Raw genomic sequence first — 16,900 nt, 5'->3', positions numbered from 1 at the left:
GCCGAGATCCGTGACGGGTCCGGCCTCCGCGACGTCGAGGAGGGTCCCGGAGGTCGCGTCCGAGCCACCGCCCACCCGGTGCAGGCACACGTAGTTGCTCCAGCCCTTCAGCAGGGCGACCTCGGGACGCACGCCGAGCTCCGCCTCGACGGCGTCGACAACGGCGGGGGCGTCCTTGACGAGGATCTGGCGCTGGAGGGCCAGGGTCGCGGTGGTCACCAGGGCACGGTGCCCGTTCTCGACGCAGTCGGTGAGAACGGGGACGAGGTAGCCCAGGGACTTCCCCGTTCCCGTGCCGGCCTGGACCATCACATGTGAGTGCCCGGCGATGGCTGCGGCGACCTCGTCGACCATGCGCTCCTGTCCGGGGCGCGCAGAACCGCCCATGGCGGTCACGACCCGCGTGAGGACCCGCCGGGCGACCTCGGCCCGTGGGACCTCACCCCCGGGGACCTCGGCCCTGGGGGCGGCCTCACTCACCGGCCGTGTCCCCCTCCGGTGCGTCCGGGGACGCAGGGGCACCGGCAAGGGCGGCTCCTGCGGGGCTGCCGGCCTCCGCGGTCGGTCCGGCCGTCGGCTCCCGGTGCGGGTCGGGCGTTCCCCTCCCGGCAAGGTGCGCGGCGCCGCCCTCGTCGATGTCCGGGCGCCCGGTGGAGGGGGCGGACGCGGGCACCGCGGTCGCGACGTTGACGGCGCCCAGCCGGGAGGCGAGGGCGTCGTCGACCCTCGCCACGAGGTGTGTGCCCTCGTCGACGTAGTCCTCGGAGACCACCTCCCCGTCCTCGTGGACCTGGTGGACCAACTCGCCGCGGGAGTAGGGGACGACGACGTCGACGAGCACCCGGGGACGCGGCAGGACGTCCTGGATGCGCAGGAGCAGGTCCTCGATGCCGGCACCGGTCCAGGCGGAGACCTCGACCGCCTCGGGATAGGTGCTGCGCAGGAGGGCGAGCTGTTCCGGGCTGGCCAGGTCGGCCTTGTTCAGGGCGATGATCTCGGGGATGTCGCGGGCGCCCTCGATGGTGTCGAGGACGGTGTGGACGGCCTCCACCTGGCCGACCGGGTCCGGGTGGGCGGCGTCGACGACGTGGAGGACCACGTCGGACTCCCCCACCTCCTCCAGGGTCGAGCGGAACGCCTCCACGAGCTGGGTCGGCAGGTTGCGCACGAAGCCGACGGTGTCGGTGAGGGTGTACACACGCCCGTCCGGGGTGGTCGCCCGGCGCACCGTCGGGTCCAGGGTCGCGAAGAGCTGGTCCTCCACCAGGACCCCCGCTCCGGTGAGCCTGTTGAGCAGCGTGGACTTGCCGGCGTTCGTGTAGCCGGCGATCGCGACGGAGGGGACGCCGCCGCGTCGACGCGATGCGCGCTGGGTGCGTCGCGACGGCTCCATCGCGCGGATCTGCGTGCGCAGACGGGCCATGCGGGTGCGGATACGTCGGCGGTCGAGCTCGATCTTCGTCTCGCCGGGGCCACGGGAGCCGATGCCCTCACCACCGGCGACCCGGCCGCCGGCCTGTCGGGACATCGACTCGCCCCAGCCGCGCAGTCTGGGGAGCAGGTACTCCAACTGGGCGAGTTCGACCTGCGCCTTGCCCTCACGGGACTTCGCGTGCTGGGCGAAGATGTCAGGATCAGCGCGGTGCGGTCCACCACCTTGACCTTGACGACGTCCTCCAGGCCTCGGCGCTGGGAGGGGGCGAGCTCCCCGTCGACGATCACGGTGTCCGCGCCCGTCTCGGCCACGATCCCGGCGAGCTCCTTCGCCTTGCCCGATCCCAGGAAGGTGGCGGGGTCGGGGGTCTCGCGGCGCTGGATCAGCCCGTCGAGGACCTCGGACCCGGCGGTCTCGGCCAGTGCCGCGAGTTCGCGCAGTGAGACCTCCGCGTCCTCCTCACTGCCCTGGGTGCGCAGGCCGACGAGGACCACGCGCTCCAGGCGGACCTGACGGTACTCGACCTCGGAGACGTCCTCCAGCTCGGTGGACAGTCCCTGGACGCGGCGCGTGCCGGCACGGGCGTCGCGCTCCAGGGCGCCCGCGTCGTGACTGTGGTCCTGTTCCTCCGTGGAGGCCAGTGCGGTGCCACGGCGGGCGAGGATGCGCGCGACCACGTCCTCCGCGCGACGCAGTCCCTCCTCGGAGCCGTGCCCGTGCCCGGTGCCGGGCCGGTCCGGGGTGTCCTGGTCCGGGGTGTGCTGCTCGGACCCTGTCACGGCACCTGTGGGTCGGTCGGTGTCATCTGACATGGGGTCCTCCTCGGGGACGTGGTGTGGCCGCGCGGTCGGCGCGCGTCGGCGCCGGGCGCTGCGGGGACCGCCGGTGGGTGCGCCCACGGCGGTCGCAGTGCCCCTCCAGTCTGGCACGTCGGGACCGGGCTGCCCCTCCGACTACGCTGAGGGCTGTGGAAGACCAGTACTTCACCGACTCAGCCCCCGCGACCGACGGCGAACTCCGTCAGGTCCACGTCACCGCCCGCGGACGTGACCTCGACATGTGGGTGTCCAACCGCGTGTTCTCCGGTGGGCGCCTGGACCTCGGGACCCGCCAGCTCCTGGCGGAGGCACCCGCCGTGCCCGCCGACGGCACCTTCCTGGACCTCGGCTGCGGCTGGGGTCCCCTCGCCGTGACGCTGTCCCTGGAGGCGCCCGGGGCGACGGTCTGGGCGGTGGACGTGAACACCCGCGCCCTGGACCTCACCCAGCGCAATGCGCGGGCCAACGGCGCCGCCGGTGTCCTCGCACTGCCGGCCGCGGAGGCCCTGGAGCGGGCACGCACGCAGGACGTGCGCTTCGACCTCATCTGGTCCAACCCGCCCGTGCGGATCGGCAAGGGGGCGCTCCACCAGATGCTCGGTGACTGGTTGTCTCTGCTCGCCGACGGTGGCGTGGCCTACCTGGTGGTCCAGCGCAACCTCGGGGCGGACTCCCTCATCTCCTGGCTGCAGGGCCAGGGGTGGCCGGCACACAAGGTCGCCTCGAAGAAGGGTTACCGCATCATCGAGGTCCGCTCACTCTTCCCCGCGAAGTCCGCTCAGTCCGAGGGCTGAGGTCCGCTCACCTCTCCGACCGCAGGTGACCTGTCCCGCCGGACGGGCAGGGCACTGACCATCCCGGCCCCACCCCCTCACCGTGTCCCTCGGTGTCCACAGGTCTGCGAGCCTCGCGACCCTCGTCCACAGTGGGCCGTGTCAGTGGTTCCAGGGCGTTTCCTCCCCCAGGCAGGCTGCACCCATGGACGCAGCTGCGGACGACACGCGCACACCCGACACGCCGGCCGGACCCGACCTCACGGTGAGGGTCCGACCGGGTGAGTACCTGCTGCTCGGGGAGGAACTCGAGTGGTGGGAACGAGCCGAACAGGTGCACCGTGCCAGGCTCGGTTCGGCCGTGGAGCACATGACCGGGGCAGTCGCAGTTCTCGAGAGCGCCGCCCTCGTCCACGGGGCCCGGCTCAAGGTCGTGCCCGAACAGGCGCACCTGTGGGTCCCGTGGCGGCGCAAGGCGACGCCGGGTCGCACCGGGCGCCTCTGGGACCTGCCACGACGTGACCGCGAGGCGCGACTGGCGACGCGACCCGTGGTCAACCACCGCATGGACCTGGACACCGACGAGCTCACGGTCCGCGACGGCGTGCTCGTCACGGACCTCATCCAGACGACACTCCACTGTGCCCGGTTCCTCCCGCCCGACCGTGCCTTCGCGGTCGTGGAGTCCCTGGTGGCCATTGCCTCCGACCGTGGTGACAACTGGCGGGAGGAGCGCGCGGAGGTCGCGGAAGCGGCCCGACGCTTCCGTCTCGAGGCCCTGCGCAGCCTGTCCGACCTGCGCGGACAGCGAGGAGTCGCACAGGCGAAGTCGATCCTGCACTGGGCGAGCCCACTGTCGGAATCTGTGTGGGAGTCCGAGATGCGTCGCGTGGCCCTCGCAGCCGGGTACCTCGAAGTGGAGGCCCAGATGGAGGTGCGCACCGCCCGGGGCGCCCGCTGGGCCGACATGGGGGTCCGACGCGCACGGTGCTGCTTCGAGGCGAACGGGGAGGTGAAGTACGCGGGTACCACCGGCCCGGGGAAGCGCCGGGCCCAGGCCATGCGCACCCACGAGATCACCGGAGCCGGGTACCGCGTCGTGGACCTGTCCGTCCCGGAGATCCGGGACACCGGCGCTCTGCTCGAGACCCTCGACCTGCACATCGGCGACACGCGCCAGCGCAGCGGCGTCCGCGCCCTGTGGACCCCCTCCGAGCGGCACCGCTTCACCTGAGGTTCCGCGGGCGGGTGGGGTTGCCGCCCGGAAGGGGCACGACCGACGAGGGCGACGCCGTCCTCCTCCGGTGGTTCGCCCAGGTCTGGGGCATTCCGCGCGCGATGTGTGCGGCGCAGTGGAGCGTCGCGGTCTGTGGACGGAGCGCCCGGGAGCCGCCACGCTCCGCAGACGTCGCGCCCGGGAGACGGGGTGGAAGACACCCAGAGAAGCACTCACACAGTTCATCAACACAGGTGTTGCACTCACCGCTTGAAACCACCGGCGGACCTCACGCCTCGAACAGAGCGGACCTCACCGGTCGAACAGAGCGGACTTCGGCGACGGGGGTGGCGGGGCCGGAGAGGGTGACACCCGACGAGGCGTCCTCGCCCAGGTCGACCCGCACGCTCCCGCCGGGGACCTCCACGATCCACGTCCCGGGTGCACCCGCGCCCCGTCGGGCGGCACTGGCCACCGCGGCCGCGCAGCACCCGGTGCCACAGGACCGGGTCTCCCCCACCCCGCGCTCCAGGACGCGCATCAGGAGGTGTCCGACCTGTGCTCCCGGCTCGGTGACGTCGACCACGAGCTCCAGGTTGGTGCCCCCGGCCGGGTCGGGGTCGTACGTCGGTCGGAGCCCCGCGGGGGCGGCGTGGATGTCGGTGGTCGGCAGGACGGCGGCGCACAGCGCCTCCCGGGTGGCCACGTCGATGACGACGTGGGGATTGGGCATGGCCACCCGGATCCCCTCGAAGACCCCCTCCAGGCCGACCACGGTCACGGAGGTGTCCGCACGGCCCGTGGTCACTGCGGGGCCCATGTCGATGGAGTACCACTGCTCGGTCCCACCCGTGTCGGCGGGTGCCGCCCCGGTCGGACCGTCCCTCCCGTCCGAACCCGTCACCCCGCGCTCCCACACCGGGCCCGGCACCTGAGCGGGACGCGGCCCGAGTGTGCGGACCCTCTTGGTGCCGCCACGGGTGCCGACCTCCAGGACCTCCCCCTCGGCGAGGTCCACCAGTCCCACGCGACGCAGGTGGTCGACGAAGACCCTCACCCCGTTGCCGCACATCTCGGCCAGTGACCCGTCGGCATTGCGGTAGTCCATGAACCACCGCCCGTCCACGCGCACGCAGCGGATCAGCCCGTCGGCCCCGATCCCCCGGGAGACGTCGCACAGGGACGCCACGGTCGCCGGGGTCACGTCCACGAGCCCCTCGGGGTCGTCGAGGAGCAGGAAGGAGTTGCCCGTGCCGTGGGCCTTCCACAGGACGGTGCCCCCCGGCAGAGCGGATCCCCCGGTCGCCGCGCTCCGCCCGGACGGGCCAGTCGGTGTCGCGGGTGCGTCCCCGGCAGGCGCCCCGTGCTCGGTCGAATGTGTGGTCACGTCGACACGCTATCCAGCTGCTCGGCCTCCCGGCGCACGATGTCCACGGCCCGGTCCAGGAGGCTGCGGCGCGCCGACCCTCCGTCCGACCCGCCACGGGTCCCGCCAGCCCTGCCCTCAGCCGTGTCGCCGGCGCTCCCTCCTGCCCCGGCCCCCGTGTCCGCACCCGTCGTTCCCGGCCCCTCCGCGTCGAGCCAGTGGATGCGCGGCTCGGGCCGGAACCACTTGACCTGACGTCGTGCGAGCTGGCGGGTGGCCAGGGCGACCGAGTCCGCCGCCTCGGCCTCGTCCATGTCACCGTCGATGACCGCGAGCGCCTGGGCGTACCCGGTGGCCCTGCGCGCGGTGCGCCCCTCGCGCAGCCCCGCCCCGATGAGCCCGCGCGTCTCCTCGACCAGGCCCTCGCGGAACATGGCGGCCGTGCGCGCGCCGATGCGCGCGTCGAGCTCCTCCATGGGCCTGCGCACACCGATCATCACCGCGGGCCGGTGGAACACCCGACGCGGCATGTGCGCCGAGTAGGGCGCGCCGGTCAGTTCGATGACCTCCAGGGCGCGGATGATCCGGCGTGCGTTGTGGGGGTCGATGCGGGAGGCGGACTCGGGGTCGAGCGCGCCCAGGCGCTCGTGCAGGGCGCGCGACCCACCGGGCCCCTCGGCCTCGGCCTCCAGTCGCGCCCGCACGGAGGGGTCGGTGCCGGGGAAGTCGATGACGTCGAGCAGGGCGCGCACGTACAGTCCCGACCCGCCGCACACGAGGGCGACGCCGCCGCGCTGGTGGATGGCCGCGACGTCGTGGCGGGCATCGGCCTGGTAGTGGGCGACCGAGGCCTCGTCGGTGACGTCCAGGACGTCGATCTGGTGGTGGACGATGCCCCGGCGTTTGGGCACCGGTGTCTTCGCCGTGCCGATGTCCATGCCCCGGTAGAGCTGCATGGCGTCCGCCCCGATCAGCTCGGCCGGTCCGGGGGCGGTGGCGCCGAGCACGCCGGGAAGGACCTCGGCCAGGTCCAGCGCGAGGTCCGTCTTGCCGGAGGCCGTGGGCCCGACCACGGCGACGACGAGGTCGGAGGGGCGTGCCCCGTCCCCCACCTGCTCACTCATCGCGACCGTCCGTCCCGCGACCAGGGACCCCCAGCTGCTTCTCCCAGCCGACCTCGACCAGTGACGGTCGGAAACCGAGCCTGCGGTTCAGGGCGATGACGGGGGCATTGGCCCCGTCGGTCCAGGTGTGGATGCGTCGGACCCGGGGGTGGCGGGCCCTCAGCTCGGCGAGGTTGACCCGTTTCATCCAGGAGGCCAGGCCGTGCCCGCGGTGGTCCGCGCGCACCAGGGTGCCCTCCTGGTAGGCGATCTCGGGCACCGTCGGGGAGAGGACGAGGGTGGTCCACCCCACCAGCTCGCCGCCGACGGGCCTCACCGCGGTGAGCACCCATTCCTGGTGCGAGCGCTCCACGAGGGCCTCCTTGCGCAGGACCCGCTGGGAGTCCCACACCTGGGGCTCCTCGGAGAGTTCGCCCGACGGCATGTCGGTGGAGGCCAGGGCGTAGATCCGGGCCAGCTGGTCGAGCAGGTTCTCGGGGGAGCGCGGGGAGGACCAGGACACCAGCTCGTAGCCCGGCACGGGGGTCGGGTCGACCGACAGCGCCTCCCCGACGTCCAGGGTCGTCACCCACTCGCTGTGGAGGGGCCGGTACCCGGCCGCGGCGACCATGTCGGTCTCGTGGGTGCGCACGGGCGCCGCCTGCTCGTCCGTCCCGGGGACCGGGATGCGAAGACCCGACACGGCCCGGGGGCTGTCCACCCCGGCCCACCCCGGGCAGTCGGTCCAGTACCAGGCCGTGGTGCGCCCCCAGGAGCGTGCGATGGCCTCACCCAGACCCAGCATGAGGAGGTCCAGTCCCGAGTGCCGCCACGAGGCGGCGACCTCCACCGAGATCTCCGCGCGGTGCGTGTTGTCACCGAGGGGAGCATGCAGGACGAGGTGGCCGACCACGGCATCGCGACCGGGGACACCGTGGGAGGGCATGGCGGGGGCGATGAGGTCCGGGACCCAACGGGGGCCGCCCTCGTCCTCGTTCCCCCCGTGGGCCCGACTGCCGCCGGGCACCATGCCCCGCAACTCCTCGATACGCCGCCCGCCCCCGTCGGCCACCGCCACGATGCGCGTGACGCGACGGTCCTCGTCGGAGGTGACGGCGGCGAACTCCTCGGAGGAGGTCACGAAGTCCTCCGAGCCGATGACCTCCAGCGAGTGCGCCCGGCTGAGTGCCTCCAGTCCTTCGAAGAGCCCCGCCGCGGGCGTGCCCGCCGGGTGGGCGGGCAGGGTGAACAGGCGGACCAGGGCAGTCATGGGGGCAAGTCTAGGGTGCCCCTCCCCACTGTCCCTCCCCGCTGTCCCTCCCCCGTACCCCTCCCCCGTGACCGGACCCCGCGACGAGACCCTGACCCGCCCCCGGCAACGCACCGCCTCCCACCCGGAACTAAGCTGTGGTCATGTCCCCCACCACCACTCCCGTCACCCGCGCGCGGGTGGAGGGCGCGATGCGCAAGCTGGGCCTCATCCCCTTCCTGGGGGACCAGGACCAGGTCGCCGCCATCCTGCCCTCCCACGTCCTGCGCATCGTGCTGCCCCCCGACCGCCCCGTCCAGGGGATCGGCGAGTGGTCACGTGTCCTCGACATCCGCTTCGCCCCGCAGGCCGCGGAGTTCACGGCCTCCTTCAACGCGGCGACGTACCTGCCCAAGATGGCCACGGCCGTCACCGATGACGGCAACATCCGCTTCCGCCTGCAGCACACCTTCACGTGGGTGGCGGGTGCCGATGACGAGCAGGTGGACCAGGAGGTCGCCCAGTTCGTCATGGCGTCCCTGGCCGCGTTCACCCGTCTGGGTGAGCGTTTCCCCGACCGCTGGGCGCAGGAGGCAGACGATGAGTGAGTGGAAGACCTGGTCCCTGGGCGGCACGCCCGAGGAGCCCGAGGGGACGCCCGGTGAGGGATCCGGCCCGGGCACCGGCGGGCCCTCCTCCGAGGAGGCCCCCCAGCAGGGCATCGACGAGGGCGGCTCCGCACGCGGTTCCCAGGAGGCGTCCGGCTCGACGGACGGTCCGGGCGACGAGGACCAGCTCAGGTGGGGCACGGAGGTGCTCCCCCTGGACCTGGACCGCCTCGAGCACGTGATGGCCGAGGACGGTTTCCCCCTGGCGCGCGCGGAGTTCAGCCTGACCACCTCCGTCGACGACACGACGGTGCGGGTGCACCGCGAGCCCGCCGACTCCCCCTGGATGCAGGTCGAGACGCGGATGGCCCTCCCGGAGACGACCGCCGCCTCCCTCGACTCGGGCGGGATCACGCCCTTCGACCTGCAGCAGGTGGCGAACACCTGGAACACCACCCACCTGCAGCCCACCGTGTTCCCCGGTCGGCTGGACGAGAAGTGGTACTTCTTCCTGGTCAGCCGCTTCTTCGTGGGTGCCGGGCTGTCGGACCGTCAGGTCCACCTGCTCCTCCGGCGTGCCGTGGTCGTGGGCCTGCAGGCCGTGCGTGACCTGCCCGGCCTCGTCCCCCCGACCGCCACGGAGTAGTCGGGCGGACGCCCCTGTGGGTGCGGGACGGTTCCAAGGCGCACCCCTCAGGAGACGACGGGCACCGACCCGGCACCGGACCGGGACCGAACACCTGCGCCGGGTCGGCGCCCCTCACTCCCCGGCGTCGTCCACGACCTCGACGTAGCCGACGACGAGGTCGCCCCCGCTCTGGGGCTCCCAGAACGGGTCCGTGTGCAGGACGTACTGGGTGTCGTCCATGATCAGTGGGAGCCCGTCATCGCCGCAGGCCGCCGCCCACGGGACGACGGAGTCCTTCTCCGCCCCACCGGGGACCGACGGGTCGCCGGGACCGGTCCGGTCGACGACCAGGCAGAGGACCGCATCGTCGGAGGGTGAGCGCGCGATGTAGAAGCGCGTGCCCGAGGACTCCCCGATGAAGCGCGACGTGGACGCGTCGATGTCCGTGGTCACGGTGCCGGGGATGTCCTCACCGGTCTGTGCGCGCTCGAAGAGCGCGGTGATGTCGCTGCCGGTCGCGGTGTCGCTCCCGCCCGTGGCCCCGGACGACGTCTGCGCGCCCGCTCCGCTCCCCTCCGACTGCGCGGTGGAGGCGGGGGTGTCGGCGGTGCACGCCGCCGTCCCCACGGCGAGGACCGCCGCCACCAGGCCGGTCGCCGCTGCCCGTCCCAGACCCATGTGTGCGCCCTTCCCCCGTCGGTGTCGCTGTCGGTGTCGCTGTCGGTGTCGCTGCCCCGAGACTGTCGGCGCGGATCCGCGCCGGAGGGGTCTCGGAGGACGCACCGGCTGACCCGGGCGGTACCTCAGCGGGCCCGCAGGACCTCGACGTCCTCGGTGACCTCGGCGAGGACGTCCTCCAGGGGCGCGGCCCCCAGGCCGGGGCGGTCGGGCACCTCGATCCACCCGTCGACCATCCGGACGGGTTCGGTGATGTCCCGGCGGTAGAAGCGGTCCGAGGCCGAGATGTCCCCGGGCAGGGTGAACCCCGGCAGCGCCGCGAGTGCCGCATTCGCGGCGCGCCCGATCCCGGTCTCCAGCATCCCCCCGCACCACACGGGCACGCCGTTGGCCCGGGCGATGTCGTGGATGCGTCGGGCCTCCACGTAACCGCCCACACGTCCCGGCTTGACGTTGATGACGCGGGTGGCGCCCAGGGCGATGGCGTCAGCGGCGGCGCGGGCGGAGACGACCGACTCGTCCAGGCACACGGGTGTCTCCAGCATCTCGGCGAGCTGGGCGTGCTGGCGCAGGTCGTCCTCGTAAAGGGGCTGCTCGATGAGCAGGAGCCCGAAGCGGTCGAGCTCGCGCAGCGTGGCGGCGTCGGCCAGGGTGTAGGCGGAGTTCGCGTCGACCTGGAGGGGGATGTCGCCGTAGGCCTCGCGCAGCGCGGCCACCGGCTCCACGTCCCAGCCTGGCCTGATCTTGATCTTGATGCGGACGTAGCCCTGGTCCAGGTACTCCCCGACCTGGTCGACCAGCTGTGGGATGCCCGCCTGGATGCCGACCGAGACCCCGGAGGGCACGCGGGTGCGCGTGGCACCCAGCCAGGTGGCGAAGGACTGGCCGAGTTCGCGCAGCTCCGCGTCGAGGACCGCCATCTCGAGGGCGGCCTTGGCCATGCGGTGACCCACGACGTGCTCCAGCAACGGGGCGACGGTCTGCGGGTGCACGTCCGGGGCGCCCATGAGCAGGGGGGCCGAGGTAGTCCCGGATCACCACCTGTGCGCCGGCGACGTGCTCGCTGGAGTAGAACGGGTCGGCCAGGGCCACGCACTCACCCCACCCGGCGGGCGCGTCCGCGGGCACGACCCGCACCAGGAGCGCCACCCGCTCCTCCTGGGTGCCGAAGGAGGTCGTGAACGGGGACACCAGGGGCAGCCTCACCCGGTGCACCTCCACCGCGTCAATCCTCATGTCCGTCCCCTCCCGGTCGCATCCGCCACTGTCCGTGTCCGCCACTGTCCGTACACCCGTCACCACCCGTGCACCCGTCACCACCCCACCCGGGGGTGTCCCTCCCCCGGCGTGCCCCGCTTCAGGGACGCCGCTCGAGGAGGTAGCCGCGACCGCGTGCGAACCCGGCCACCTCCCAGCCGTGTTCCAGGAGCGGCAGCATCGCGGCGCGCAGGGCGAGGCGCCACGCGTGGGCGGCCCCGGGGTCCCGGTGCCGCAGCCCCTCGATGTCTGCGGGTACGGCGACGAGTGCGCGCCCCGCTCCGTCCTGCGCCAGTGCCGTCGCCGTGCTCGCTCCCGGCCGGGGAGCACCGCCCGGTCCCTCACCGAGGAGGACGGCCAGCCCGGGGTCGCCCGCGCCCCCGGTGCGTGGAGCGGCACGCGTCGCGCCGTGTGGTCCGGCATCCCCCTCGCCTGCACCGTGCGCGCCGGCGAGGGCGACCACGCGGGGGTCGTCGAGGACCCACCGCACGAGGGCCCGGTCGGAGGGCTCCGCGAGGTTCACACCGTCCTCCAGCGGCCCGTAGAAGTCGACGAGGTACTCCTCGAGGCGGGCGCCGAGGCGTTCGAGGTTGAAGTGGGCGTTGCGCGACACGAGCGGGTCGTACGTCCAGGTGATCGAGGTGAGGCCGTGCTCCAACGCCCAGGCACGCTGGTGCAGCTTGAGTGCACGCCCGACTCCGCGCCCCACGGAACCGGCCACCAGTCCCGCGACGTGGGAGTGCAGGGACAGGTCGGTGGGCGCGCCGCAGAAGCCGACACAGACCCCGACGAGCGGGTCGGAGGGGCCTGCGGACGGGAGGAGCGGCGGCGCTGACTCCACTTCCGGGACCGCGGCAACCGCGGCCGCGGCCGCAGGCGCAGCCGCAGCAGCAACGGGGAGTGCACCGGCTGGCGAGGGGGCGGCCACAGCGGCAACGGGGAGTGCACCGGCTGGCGAGGGCGCCTCGGCCGCCGGGGCAGGTCCCTGCCCTCCCGCGGAGTGCACGCCGTCCCCTCCCGGGGAGTGCACGCCGGCCACGTATCCGCCCGCGTGCTCGATCGCCCGCATCATGGCCGGTGTCACGATGGAGGAGTCGGTGGGGCGTGCCCCCCACACGCGGCGCAGGACCTGCTCCGCCTCCGCGAGCTCCGCGGGGGTCTCCAGCAGGGTGATGCGCACGCCCGCACGCCGGGCCGCCCGCTCCGCGTCGGCGTGCGCCCGCACCACGATGGCCTGATCAGGGTCGGTCCCCGGAGCGGTCGTGGCGGGGCCCGCGGTCGGCGCGGGGGTCGGCAGCGGCCCACGGCCGGCCCCCAGCGGGCTCACCGCGCTCACAGCGGGTCCCCTGTGAGGGACCGCAGCAGGCCGGTGACGAGGGCGGCCCTGCGCGGCATCTCCTCGACGACGACGTGCTCGTCGGCGGCGTGCGCCCCACCTCCCACCGCACCCAGTCCGTCGAGGACGCGGGAGCCCGCGGACGCCGCGATGTTCCCGTCGGAGGCCCCACCCACCGCGGCCCGGCCGAGCGGTCCGAGGCCGAGCTCGCGCGCGACTGCGACGGCGCGACCGTACAGCGCCTCGCTGGAGGAGGGCTCAAGTGGCGGGTGCGTCACTCCCCCACTGAGCTCCAGGAGCGCACCGGGCAGGACGGGTCTCAGGTCCGCGAGGCCCTGTTCGACCCGCTCCTGCTCGGAGAGTGAGGGGGTGCGCACGTCGATGGCCACGGCCGCGAAGGCGGGCACCGTGTTGATGGTGGTCCCGCCCTCGATGAGGGTGGGGGTGACCGTGGCCCCGGCGGGCCCCGCGTCCAGGGCCGACACGGCGAGGACCTGGTGGGCGAGCTCGATGGTGGCATTGATCCCGGAGGCGGGTTCCAGCCCCGCGTGTGCTGCGCGGCCGTTGACCTCGAGGGTGTAGTGGCCCACCCCGCGTCGGGCGGTCTTGAGGGCGCCACCGGGTGCCGAGGCCTCCAGCACGAGCGTGCTGGGGTGGGCCGCGGCCTCCCGGAGGATGCGCTCCCGCGACGTCGGGGCCGCCACCTCCTCGTCCGCCGTCACGAGGAGGGTGATGCCGTCGCTCTCCCAGGGGTCGAGCGCGGCGAGGGCGTGGAGCGCCTGGACCAGTCCGGCCTTCATGTCGAAGACGCCGGGTCCCCGGACCAGCCCGTCCCGGGTGCTCCAGGGGTGGTCCTCCAGGGCCCCGAGCGGCCACACCGTGTCGAGGTGGCCGAGGAGCAGCACCGTCGGTGTCCCACCGAAGGACCAGCTGACCTGCGGGATGCCCTCGACCTCGACGATCTCGGGCGCCGTGCCCAGGAGACGTTCACCGATGCCCGCCAGGACCTCCGCGCAGGCGCCCAGCGCCACCGGGTCGGAGGAGGGACTCTCGGCGCACACCAGGGCCCGCAGGTCCTCGAGCATGGCCGAGGTGGTGCCGATGGCTCCGGCCGCGGATGATGTCGGGACGTGCACGCGTTCCCCTTCCCGGTGCGACACGGGCCGGGCCCGGACCTGTGGTGCGCGGGTGCGGCGGCTGCGCCCACCCGCGGACGTCCCCTCGGGGACGCCCTCACGCTACGACGGACACAATGCAGAGTTCACAACCGTCTCAAGAAACGACCAACCGGGACCCCGACCCGGGTCCGCCGAGACACCCGGCGCGCCGCCCGCCACTGCGGGCCCCGCCCACGGCTCAGCGCACGCGCAGCGCGGGGATTCCCAACCCGACACGCGTGTCGTCCTCGTGGGCCTGGCGCTCCTGCCAGGCGTCACCGGCCCTCGTGCGTCGCACCTCGAAGAGTCCCCCCTGTGCCCCGGAGTCCGCGATCAGGTGGTGGGGGGCGCCATGCGTCACCACCGCCCGCACGACGTCACCGGGGCGGGGGCGGTCGCCCTCGTCGATGCCGGAGGGCAGCGCGACGTGGACGAGGCGGTTGTCGCGGGCGCGCCCGGTGATGCGCGCGGTGGCGCTGTCCTTGCGGCCGTCCCCCTCGGAGACGAGGACCTCCACCTCGCGACCCGCGAGCTGGGCGTTGTCCTCCTCGCAGATGCGGTTCTGGAGGGCGATGAGGCGCTGGTAGCGCTCGGACATGACCTCCGTGGGCACCTGGTCCTCACGGTCGGCGGCGGGTGTGCCCGGGCGCGGGGAGTAGAGGAAGGTGAAGGCGCTGGAGAAGCGGGCCTGCTCGACGACCTCGAGGGTCTGGGCGAAGTCCTCCTCCGTCTCCCCGGGGAAACCGACGATGATGTCGGTGGTGATCGCGGCGTCCGGGATGGAGGCGCGCACGCGGTCGAGGATCCCCAGGAACCGCTCCCGGCGGTAGGAGCGGCGCATCTGGCGCAGGATCGCGTCCGAACCGGACTGCAGGGGCATGTGCAGGCTCGGCATGACGGTGGGGTTCTCCGCCATGGCGGCGATGACGTCGTCGGTGAAGGCGGCGGGGTGGGGGGACGTGAAGCGCACCCGCTCCAGGCCCGGCGTCGCCCCGACGGTGCGCAGGAGCTTCGCGAACGCGCCGCGCTCCCCGAAACCGACCCCGTAGGAGTTGACGTTCTGCCCGAGGAGGGTGACCTCGATCGCGCCCTGGTCGACGACGGCCCGGACCTCCTGGAGGATCTCCCCGGGCCGGCGGTCGCGCTCCTTGCCGCGCAGGTGGGGGACGATGCAGAAGGTGCAGGTGTTGTTGCAGCCCACCGAGATTGACACCCACGCCGCGTAGGCGCTCTCGCGGTGGGTGGGCAGGGTGGAGGGGAAGACCTTGAGGGACTCCTCGATCTCCACCGCGGCCTCGCGGTTGTGCTCGGCGCGTCGCAGGAGGGCGGGGAGCACGTCGATGTTGTGCGTCCCGAAGACGGCGTCCACCCAGGGCGCACGCTCGATGATGCCGTCGCGCATCTGCTGGGCCAGGCAACCGCCCACCGCGATCTGCATGCCCGGGCGGGCGCGCTTGACGGCGACGAGCTGGCCGAGGTTGCCGAAGAGCTTGTTCGCGGCGTTCTCGCGCACGGAGCAGGTGTTGATGACGAGCACGTCGGCGCCCTGGTCACCGGCGTCGGTGGCGCGCGCGAGGGCGTCGGGCACCAGGTCGACGGGCACGAGGCCTTCGGACTCCAGCAGACCCGCCATGCGTTCGGAGTCGTGCTCGTTCATCTGGCAGCCCAGGGTGCGCACCGCGTAGGTGCGGGGCAGGGACTGCTCGGGGTCCTGCGCGGCGGCCTGCACCGCGTCCGCCACCGGTGACGCGTGGACGGGTGCGGGTGCGTGCGTGGGGGGAACCGCGGGGGTCATCGTGTCGCTCACCCGCGGAAGTCTAGTCGTGGGGCCGCCGGGCGCAGCCGGTGGGAGCCGCGCGGGGGCGTGGGGTCCGCCTCACGAGGGCGGGGCCCCCAGCAGGTCGGGGCGCCGGTGCGAGCACGGGGCCGCTGACGAGGGCGGGGCCCCAGCAGGTCGGGGTTCGGGAGCCCCCAGGAGGGCAGGGCTGTGACCTCGGTGGAGACCACCAGCGGACCGACGACACCCCTGCCCGGTCAGACACCCCGCGAGGACCCTGTCCCCAGGACCTCACCGAGCAACCCGAGTGCCGCGTCGACGCTGCCCCGGCGCACCTCGGCGCGGGATCCCCGCAGGTGCAGCTCCCGGTGCTCCACGCCGCCGGGGTGGTGGCAGGCGATGTGCACCGTGCCGGCGGGGTGGCCGTCGGCCGGTCCCGGCCCCGCGACACCGGTGGTGGACAGGGCGATGTCGGCACCCATGAGGCGGGCAACGCCACGGGCCATCTCGACGGCGACCTCCCGGTCCACCGGACCCGTCAGGGCGAGTCGGTCCGGGTCCACGCCCAGGACCTGTGCCTTGAGCTCGGTCGCGTAGGTGCACACCCCTCCGCGCACGGTCTCCGAGGCGCCGGGCACGTCCACCAGCCGGGCGCACAGCGCCCCGCCGGTCAGGGACTCCGCGGTGGCGATGGTGAGGTGGCGGGCGATGAGTGTCGCGACGAGGGTGGTGACGTCGGTGGCCATGCCCCCAGCCTAGGTCGGGCTGCGGGAGCCGTCCTCGTCCCCGGGCGTCCTGCCCCACGCCGGAGGGCGGGGGGCACGCCGCGCCGGAGGGCGGGGGGCACGCCGCGCCGGAGGACGGGAGACCCACTCCGGGCGGGGGTGTCACTCCTCCCGGGCGGAGAGCGCCTCGGAGACGACGGCGGAGCAGGTGCCGGGACTGTAGCCCTTGCGGGCCAACATCCCGGTGAGTCGCCGGTAGGCACGGTCCCGGTCGAGGGATCCCAGCGAGCGCATCCTGTGGGAGACCAGCTCCCGTGCGCGCTCGAGTTCGTCCTCGCGGTCGACCTCGGCGAGGGCCTCCTCGATGACCTCCCGGTCGAGGCCCCGTCGGCGCAGGTCCTCCACCAGCGCCCGCCCGGTGCGTCCACTGCCCGCGAAGCGGTCACGGACCAGCATGGCGGCGAAGGCGCGGTCGTCGACGAGGCCCACGGCCTCCAGGCGGTCGAGGACCTCGGTGGCGACGTCCTCGGAGAAACCGCGCTCGGTGATCGCCCGCTCCAACTCACCACGGGAGCAGGCGCGGGCGTCGAGCTTGCGCAGCGCGACCTCCCGGGCGCCCTCGACTGCCGCGACCCCGCTCAGGGCTGCATTGCGTTCCCGACGCCTGGCCAGCTTCTCGGCCGGGGACGTGCGGGGACGTGGCCTGTCCTCCCCCAGTTCGGGGTGGTCCTCCGGGTCTGCGTACCGGACCATCGCTCGGCCCTCAGAACCCTG

General features: G+C 73.6%; 15 protein-coding genes and 1 pseudogene. 4 read left to right on the top strand and 12 right to left on the bottom strand.

What is annotated here, in order from left to right:
- Window positions 1-387: DEAD/DEAH box helicase (locus TA90_RS01390; RefSeq protein ID WP_147513308.1), on the bottom strand; the 387-nt coding region annotated here is incomplete at its 3' end.
- Window positions 388-472: 85 nt separating this feature from the next.
- Window positions 473-2,247: pseudogene (hflX, locus tag TA90_RS01385) on the bottom strand (GTPase HflX).
- Window positions 2,248-2,402: 155 nt separating this feature from the next.
- On the opposite strand from hflX, the gene TA90_RS01380 reads away from it, so the two are divergent.
- Both TA90_RS01380 and TA90_RS01375 read left to right on the top strand, forming a co-directional pair.
- Complete coding sequence (locus TA90_RS01380; RefSeq protein WP_043534228.1) at window positions 2,403-3,047, top strand: class I SAM-dependent methyltransferase; 645 nt, start codon at window positions 2,403-2,405, stop codon at window positions 3,045-3,047.
- A gap of 184 nt (window positions 3,048-3,231) precedes the next feature.
- Window positions 3,232-4,260, top strand: a complete 1,029-nt coding sequence (locus tag TA90_RS01375) for a hypothetical protein (RefSeq protein WP_043534227.1) — start codon at window positions 3,232-3,234, stop codon at window positions 4,258-4,260.
- A gap of 271 nt (window positions 4,261-4,531) precedes the next feature.
- Here TA90_RS01375 and TA90_RS01370 read toward each other — a convergent pair whose 3' ends face one another.
- From TA90_RS01370 to TA90_RS12990, 3 genes are read right to left on the bottom strand one after another with little or no spacing between them, the layout of a single operon-like run.
- Entirely contained in the window at window positions 4,532-5,629 is a 1,098-nt protein-coding gene (locus TA90_RS01370; RefSeq protein ID WP_331394247.1) for a diaminopimelate epimerase, read from the bottom strand.
- Window positions 5,626-6,732: a tRNA (adenosine(37)-N6)-dimethylallyltransferase MiaA gene (gene miaA / locus TA90_RS01365; protein ID WP_082031206.1), complete on the bottom strand. Its 1,107-nt coding sequence runs from the start codon at window positions 6,730-6,732 to the stop codon at window positions 5,626-5,628. The genes TA90_RS01370 and miaA overlap by 4 nt, the downstream gene beginning before the upstream one ends.
- The gene (locus TA90_RS12990; RefSeq protein WP_052450355.1) at window positions 6,725-7,981 is read right to left on the bottom strand and encodes a GNAT family N-acetyltransferase; all 1,257 of its coding nucleotides are present in this window, start codon (window positions 7,979-7,981) and stop codon (window positions 6,725-6,727) included. The genes miaA and TA90_RS12990 overlap by 8 nt, the downstream gene beginning before the upstream one ends.
- Before the next feature lie 143 nt (window positions 7,982-8,124).
- Here TA90_RS12990 and TA90_RS01355 point away from each other — a divergent pair, with 143 nt between their 5' ends.
- Window positions 8,125-8,568: a YbjN domain-containing protein gene (locus TA90_RS01355; protein WP_043534233.1), complete on the top strand. Its 444-nt coding sequence runs from the start codon at window positions 8,125-8,127 to the stop codon at window positions 8,566-8,568.
- Complete coding sequence (locus TA90_RS01350) at window positions 8,561-9,214, top strand: hypothetical protein (RefSeq protein WP_043534226.1); 654 nt, start codon at window positions 8,561-8,563, stop codon at window positions 9,212-9,214. The genes TA90_RS01355 and TA90_RS01350 overlap by 8 nt, the downstream gene beginning before the upstream one ends.
- A gap of 114 nt (window positions 9,215-9,328) precedes the next feature.
- Here the strand turns inward: TA90_RS01350 and TA90_RS01345 are convergent, their stop codons facing one another.
- The 7 genes from TA90_RS01345 to TA90_RS01315 all read right to left on the bottom strand — a co-directional run.
- Window positions 9,329-9,874 (bottom strand): hypothetical protein, encoded by a 546-nt coding sequence (locus TA90_RS01345; RefSeq protein ID WP_043534225.1) that lies wholly within the window; start codon window positions 9,872-9,874, stop codon window positions 9,329-9,331.
- A gap of 125 nt (window positions 9,875-9,999) precedes the next feature.
- The gene (menC, locus tag TA90_RS01340; RefSeq protein ID WP_222704585.1) at window positions 10,000-10,881 is read right to left on the bottom strand and encodes an o-succinylbenzoate synthase; all 882 of its coding nucleotides are present in this window, start codon (window positions 10,879-10,881) and stop codon (window positions 10,000-10,002) included.
- Between the two features lie 350 nt (window positions 10,882-11,231).
- Window positions 11,232-12,467 carry a hypothetical protein gene (locus tag TA90_RS12985; protein WP_052450354.1) on the bottom strand — a complete coding sequence of 412 codons (1,236 nt, stop codon included), beginning with the start codon at window positions 12,465-12,467 and terminating at the stop codon, window positions 11,232-11,234.
- On the bottom strand, window positions 12,464-13,603 hold the full coding sequence (locus tag TA90_RS01330; RefSeq protein WP_222704584.1) for a M20/M25/M40 family metallo-hydrolase: 1,140 nt from the start codon (window positions 13,601-13,603) through the stop codon (window positions 12,464-12,466). Before TA90_RS01330 ends, TA90_RS12985 begins: the two co-directional genes overlap by 4 nt.
- A gap of 220 nt (window positions 13,604-13,823) precedes the next feature.
- Window positions 13,824-15,419 (bottom strand): tRNA (N6-isopentenyl adenosine(37)-C2)-methylthiotransferase MiaB, encoded by a 1,596-nt coding sequence (miaB, locus tag TA90_RS01325; protein WP_082031204.1) that lies wholly within the window; start codon window positions 15,417-15,419, stop codon window positions 13,824-13,826.
- A gap of 239 nt (window positions 15,420-15,658) precedes the next feature.
- The gene (locus TA90_RS01320) at window positions 15,659-16,147 is read right to left on the bottom strand and encodes a CinA family protein (protein ID WP_043534224.1); all 489 of its coding nucleotides are present in this window, start codon (window positions 16,145-16,147) and stop codon (window positions 15,659-15,661) included.
- 141 nt (window positions 16,148-16,288) lie between these two features.
- The coding region (locus tag TA90_RS01315; RefSeq protein WP_407921573.1) for a regulatory protein RecX at window positions 16,289-16,900 on the bottom strand (612 nt) is incomplete at its 5' end.

It is taken from the genome of Actinomyces polynesiensis (assembly GCF_000820725.1).
GTDB classification, from domain to species: domain Bacteria; phylum Actinomycetota; class Actinomycetes; order Actinomycetales; family Actinomycetaceae; genus Pauljensenia; species Pauljensenia polynesiensis.
This window is presented reverse-complemented; position numbering and strand designations above follow the sequence as displayed.